Source organism: Bacillus sp. cl96 (genome assembly GCF_900100505.1).
Taxonomy (GTDB): Bacteria; Bacillota; Bacilli; order Bacillales; family Bacillaceae_G; genus Bacillus_A; species Bacillus_A cereus.
In genome coordinates, this window is sequence record NZ_FNDM01000041.1 from 1 (window position 1) to 6104 (window position 6104).

Sequence of the window (6104 nt, forward strand, 5' to 3'; positions counted from 1 at the left end):
ATGAGATTTCCCATAGCGTAAGCTAGTAAGATCCCTGAAAGATGATCAGGTTGATAGGTTCGAGGTGGAAGCATGGTGACATGTGGAGCTGACGAATACTAATAGATCGAGGACTTAACCATATAATATGTAGCAATGTTATCTAGTTTTGAAGGAATATGCCTTCATAGTTTGGTGATGATGGCAGAGAGGTCACACCCGTTCCCATACCGAACACGGAAGTTAAGCTCTCTAGCGCCGATGGTAGTTGGGACCTTGTCCCTGTGAGAGTAGGACGTCGCCAAGCAACTTTAAGACGAGTCAGAATGACTCGTCTTTTTTGTGTTTATAAAAATAAGAATGGCTGGTAAATCTCAGTTTATTAAAATTTCACTTTATTGTTCACATCAACAAGTTCAAAACGCTCACAGACGAGTAACATATCTTCAGAGAAATTAAGACCAATCTCATTTAGTTCCTTTGTAAAAAAACGAACATGGGTGTCTCTCCAGTAATTATAAGTACGATCTCCTTCGCCTTCAGCGATAGCGAATTCTTCGCTTACTTCATTCATTGGTGTTACAGTTACTTCTATTGTCTTAATAATAGCTACAGGTTCATCATTACTATTGAGTATAATACTATAATCATTAGTAGTCGGTAGCGATTCATTTTCTAATTCATAAAAAATGTGACCGGAGCATGTAGCTGTTTTAATACCGTCAATTACTAGTTGTGCAAGATAATTAGGGGCATCCCCAAATTGCCAAGCTGTAACAGATTCTGGTTTTTTGTTGTTTCCCCAATAAGTATCCCAATATGTCTGTGCTAATTGATTCATTTTTATCGTCACCTCACTCTAATTAATATTTAATCTCTTTATAATTCCTAGGAAATTTATTTATTTGTTATGCCTTTGTACTTATTTTTAATTTGTATCAGTGTTTTGCAAATTAAAAAGATACTATGTGGAGTGAATATAGTTTGTAAATATGTTCTGTACATATATGGGATCTTTAATTTTCCAATTGCATTTTATGATAAAGGACATAGTTACTTAAAGAACGTTCAGATTATGAATGGTAGTTTATTATCACTATGCCATATTGAAGTGAGTAATACTAGAGTTGAAATAGATAAAAAAACCGATATTCTAAATTGAATATCAGTTTAATAATATGTGACTTATATGAATCTATAGCAATACGAAAAGCGTAAATAAGATAGCCAACAAAATACGGTAGTATGCAAAAGGTTTTAAACCTATCTTCTCTAAAAGCTTTAGAAAAGTTACTACTGCTAGCATCGCTACTATAAAAGAGGTAATGAATCCTACCGCGAACATAGGGATGTCATCGACACTTAAATACTTCCAACTTTTTAGTAAGTCTAAGCCTGTTGCCCCAATCATTACAGGAAGAGCTATTAGAAAAGAGAATTCAGATGCAGTCTTATAATTTACTTTTGCTAATAGACCTCCAGAGATAGTAGAGCCAGCTCTAGAGAAGCCAGGGTATACCGCTAAGCACTGAAATAATCCGATTGTTAAAGCTTGGCGGTATGTTAAATCGTCCAGTGAATAGGCTGCTGCCCCTTTCTTTTTTACTTCTGCAAAGATCATAAGAATTGCCCCTGCTACAAGTCCAATCACAACAGTGTATGGCTGGAATAAGTATGTTTTAATAATATCATGTAGTAGCAAGCCAGCAACCACTGCCGGAAATACGCCAAGAAATACATGGAACGCGTTGAATTTTTTTTCTTTCTGTATAAGAGGTTTAATATTACATAAAGAAACGAGACGTTTATGATATAAAATTGCAATAGCTAAAATTGCGCCTAGCTGAATAACAATTTCAAACGTTTTTGCTCTTTCTCCCTCAAAGCCTAATAAATGCCCGACTAATATAAGGTGGCCAGTAGAAGATATAGGTAAAAATTCAGCTAATCCTTCTACAATACCGAGTATGAAGGCAATAATGATATCGCTCATAGTTTCACTCCTATACATTAATGAATGTCTACTTTTTTAAAATAGAATAGTGTTGCAATAAATCCGGAAATTGTCGTTACTGCAATGATGATATAAGAATACTCTGGTGGATATGTCGGTTGTAATTCGTTATTTGCGATATCTAGAGTAGCGGTCCACGGAAATAAATCTTTATGCTTGGAGTTTACGAGCATAAGATTAGTCATTGTAATAATGACTGTTAATATAATGGGTGGTACATAGCTCTTCATTACAAGAGTTAGTAGCACAATAGGTGAAGACAATAGAAAGAGAAGTCCACCACATATTAAAAATTCTAGGAAAGAACCTAAAAGTAAAGAAATGTTAAAACCAGGGAAGTTCCCCAATAGCCCTAATATTAAAGTAAGTGCCCAAGCGACTAAAGTTAGCATCATAATCCAAAGAAAGAGAATGATGAATTTACTTATAATAAAGCTAATGCGCGACACGGGGATAGTTAGTAAATTTTTCAGTGTATCTTCTGTATATTCGCGGGTAAGCAAATAAGCAACCACTACTCCATATAAGGGGAATCCTATAACTAAAGTAGTATATAAGTTAACGTCAGTGAATAATTGATGGAACCAAATAGTTGGAGTTGGCTGTTTTGTTTTTATATGTATATAAGAGGCTACTACAACTAAGAAAGGTGCGACACCAGCACCAATAATGCTAATTAAAAACATATTAGAGCGTTTTAGCTTTAAGAGTTCTGTATAGAGTAGATTAACCAATTGTTCCACCTCCAACTAGTTTGGTGAAATAATCTTCTAGTCTATCTTCGCTTATCATCATTTTTAATACTTCAATATCATTAAGAACAAACGTTCTGTTTATGTATCCTTGTTGTCCAAAATGAGAGTAAATACGAATATTTCCTTCATCATGTACTTCATAATCAAAAATTTGAAGATGATTTTCTAATAACATCACAGCTTTATCGTCATTATTCACTTGAAACTCTATGTACTTACGGTTTGCTTTGCGCAGCGTATCAAGAGAAACTTCTTCTAGTAACTTTCCTTCATGAATAATTCCGATACGATCGACTAACTGTTCTACCTCGGCTAATATGTGACTAGAAATGAGTATTGTTATATTTCTTTCTTGAGCTAAAGAATGAATAAGTTTTCGCATTTCTTTAATACCAATAGGGTCTAGTCCGTTAGTTGGTTCATCTAATATGAGTAGCTCAGGATAATGGAGAAGAGCACGTGCAATTCCTAAGCGTTGCTTCATTCCTAAAGAATACTTTCCTACTAACTTTTTTGTCTCATGCTGCAAGCCTACTATTTCTAATGCTTCTTCGATAGCATTCTTTTTGTGAACCCCAATTATTTTTGCATTAATTAATAGGTTTTCTTTTGCAGTTAAGTTTTCATAAAATCCTGGAACTTCAACTATAGAACCAATTCTGCTTAAAATATCTTTTTGATTTTGGAATAAGTTCTCTCCGAATATTTCAATCGTTCCACTTGTAGGCTTTATAAGACTAAGCAGCATGCGAATGGTTGTTGTTTTACCAGCACCGTTGCGGCCTATGAAGCCATAAATCTCCCCTTGTTGAACATTAATATTTAAATTATCTACTGACTTTTGATTGCCATATACTTTAGTAAGGTTAGTCGTTTTTATAATTGTATTTATAGGAGACACCTGCTTTCTATAAGTTCTTACTTACATCATAAAAAGGAAGGCTTAACTGCATATTAATCATTTCTTAACTATTTCTTAAAAGTATTGTGTTTTGGAATAGAAAAGCCAAAAGTAGTTCGTTTCCATGGAGTACTTTCAACCCATATATGTCCACCGTTTTTCTCAACGAGCGCTTTGGAAATAGAAAGCCCGAGACCGCTACCACCAAATGAAGAGTTTCTTGATTGTTCGCTTCGGTACATTCGCTCAAATACGTTTTGTAAATCATGTTTTGGAATACCAGGGCCTTGATCCCAAATATGAAGTTCGTATTCTGCATCAGCTTCTAGCAATTCGACTCCTATTGTTTTCCCATCCTTTCCGTAATAAATTGCATTTTTCATTAAATTACCGATAATCCGCATAATGCTTAGATGATCTGCGATGATAGGACAAGTAGACTCTGGTATGCGAATTTGCAGTTCAATGTTATGTTTTGAGAGCTCAGGTAAAAATTCAATCAAAACTTCTCTAGTAACTTCAGAAAAGTCGAGTTCTTCTTCTTTTAGTGGAAATTCATTAGCGTCTAGCTTCGCCATATTGAATATTTCATCAACTAGGTGCTTTAAGTTATTTGATTTCATATAGAGTATTTTAAGATATTCTTGTTTTTCTATTTCAGAAGCAGCAACTCCGTCTTTCAAAGCATCTATATATCCGATAATGGAGGTGAGTGGTGTTCGTATATCGTGGGAGATACTAGACAAAAGTTGTTTTCTGGATTCCTCGGATCTTTTGGCTTCAATTTGAACCTGCTCTAATTTACCTATTAGCTCGTTTATTGAAAAAACGATATTATGTAATGAGTGGTCATTGCTTGTGAATAATCTCGTTTGTAAGTTTCCTTTTAGTACACGACTTAATTTAGTATCCATTGCTTTGCGATGTTGAATGAATTGTATTCTTGAAAAGAAGAGATAAATTGTAATTAAGATAAGGATAATAAATAAAGACATTTTTATTCTTGGATCCATTTGTATGTTTAAAATCCCGCAAATGATAAGTTGTAATGAAATCAGGAAGAGGGTTTTATCAGTCTTCAAGCTTTTCACCTACAAACTTATAACCAATTCCCCATATAGTCTGAATGAATTTTGGATTGGAAGGGTCAATTTCTATTTTCTTTCTAAGTTTTCGAATATGTACCATAACGGTATTGTCATCTTCTATATAATTATCGTCCCATACATTTCGGAAGAGCTGTGTTTTTGTAAATACTTGCCCTGGGTTTGAAGTAAAGAATTTTAACAGTTCCAGTTCTTTTCCGGTTAAGCTAATTTCTTCTTTGTTTGTATGAACTGTGTATGTATTTAAATTGATAGTTAGTCCTTTAAAAGATAAAGTTGTTTTTTCTTGAGCAGTATTGTTACTTCCGAGAACTAAAAAACGCCGCATAAGAGCTTTTACTCGTGCAATTACTTCGTGAATGCTGAAAGGTTTCGTAATATAATCATCAGCACCAATGCTTAAACCTAAAATTTTATCAACTTCGTGATCTTTAGCGGTGAGCATTAATATAGGTACGTTAGTTTTATCTCTAAGTTTTTTACATACCTCGATTCCATCTATTTTGGGCATCATAAGATCTAGTATAACGAGGTTATAGTTATTTTGATTAAATAAATGTAAAGCTTCTTCGCCGTTGATTGCAGTGTCTACCATGTATAATTCTCGTTCTAAATATATTTTTAATAAATTTCGGATTTCTTTATCGTCGTCTGCTATAAGGATACGTATATCTTTCATATCTTCACCTGCTTCTAATAGAGTTTTATTGATAGTACAACAACTCTCTAATTATATACTAGTATTTGTTAAAATAAGGTTGCTAGTTTTGTTGGAGGAAAACGTCCACACAAGTTAAGTCTAGAGTTCAAATTAACTCGAATATATTTGGAAAAACAAATTAAAGAGAAGCAGAAGGTGTGCTCCGATAATGAAATCCTATAGAGACGTATTTAGTTAAAAGAGCATAAAAATATTAAATTGAAGTTCTTTATAAAAAGGTGTTGACGATTATGCTTTAGAGGTGTAATATAGAACAAGTCGCCGATGACAATAACGTCGCAAGCGACAAACGAAATAAAAAACTTAGTTGACATTGAAAGATGAAAATGTTAACATAAGGAAGTCGCGAATGAGCGGCCAAGTAGTTCTTTGAAAACTGAACGAAACAAACAACGTGAAACGTCAATTTTTATTTTAGATGCTAGACAAACTAACTTTATTGGAGAGTTTGATCCTGGCTCAGGATGAACGCTGGCGGCGTGCCTAATACATGCAAGTCGAGCGAATGGATTAAGAGCTTGCTCTTATGAAGTTAGCGGCGGACGGGTGAGTAACACGTGGGTAACCTGCCCATAAGACTGGGATAACTCCGGGAAACCGGGGCTAATACCGGATAACATTTTGAACC

6 protein-coding genes and 3 rRNA genes are annotated in these 6104 nt (G+C 34.4%); 3 read left to right on the top strand and 6 right to left on the bottom strand.

Annotated features, from left to right (window positions below; genetic code table 11):
• Together BLT20_RS29815 and rrf are read left to right on the top strand one after the other, a co-directional pair.
• Positions 1 to 122 (top strand): 23S ribosomal RNA (locus BLT20_RS29815); the annotation flags it as partial.
• Between the two features lie 48 nt (positions 123 to 170).
• Positions 171 to 286, top strand: a 5S ribosomal RNA gene (gene rrf, locus BLT20_RS29820).
• 75 nt (positions 287 to 361) lie between these two features.
• Here the strand turns inward: rrf and BLT20_RS29825 are convergent.
• From BLT20_RS29825 to BLT20_RS29855, 6 genes are all read right to left on the bottom strand, one after another.
• Positions 362 to 820, bottom strand: coding sequence for an ASCH domain-containing protein (locus BLT20_RS29825; RefSeq protein ID WP_001072420.1), 459 nt, complete (start codon positions 818 to 820; stop codon positions 362 to 364).
• Between the two features lie 354 nt (positions 821 to 1174).
• On the bottom strand, positions 1175 to 1972 hold the full coding sequence (gene uppP / locus BLT20_RS29835; RefSeq protein WP_001279958.1) for an undecaprenyl-diphosphate phosphatase UppP: 798 nt from the start codon (positions 1970 to 1972) through the stop codon (positions 1175 to 1177).
• Positions 1973 to 1989: 17 nt separating this feature from the next.
• Positions 1990 to 2727 carry an ABC transporter permease gene (locus BLT20_RS29840; RefSeq protein WP_000247719.1) on the bottom strand — a complete coding sequence of 246 codons (738 nt, stop codon included), beginning with the start codon at positions 2725 to 2727 and terminating at the stop codon, positions 1990 to 1992.
• Complete coding sequence (locus BLT20_RS29845) at positions 2720 to 3649, bottom strand: ABC transporter ATP-binding protein (protein WP_000074581.1); 930 nt, start codon at positions 3647 to 3649, stop codon at positions 2720 to 2722. Before BLT20_RS29845 ends, BLT20_RS29840 begins: the two co-directional genes overlap by 8 nt.
• Positions 3650 to 3717: 68 nt before the next feature.
• On the bottom strand, positions 3718 to 4731 hold the full coding sequence (locus tag BLT20_RS29850; RefSeq protein WP_000845329.1) for a sensor histidine kinase: 1014 nt from the start codon (positions 4729 to 4731) through the stop codon (positions 3718 to 3720).
• Positions 4721 to 5434 carry a response regulator transcription factor gene (locus BLT20_RS29855; protein ID WP_000651997.1) on the bottom strand — a complete coding sequence of 238 codons (714 nt, stop codon included), beginning with the start codon at positions 5432 to 5434 and terminating at the stop codon, positions 4721 to 4723. The genes BLT20_RS29850 and BLT20_RS29855 overlap by 11 nt, the downstream gene beginning before the upstream one ends.
• Positions 5435 to 5912: 478 nt before the next feature.
• On the opposite strand from BLT20_RS29855, the gene BLT20_RS29860 reads away from it, so the two are divergent.
• Positions 5913 to 6104 (top strand): 16S ribosomal RNA (locus tag BLT20_RS29860); the annotation flags it as partial.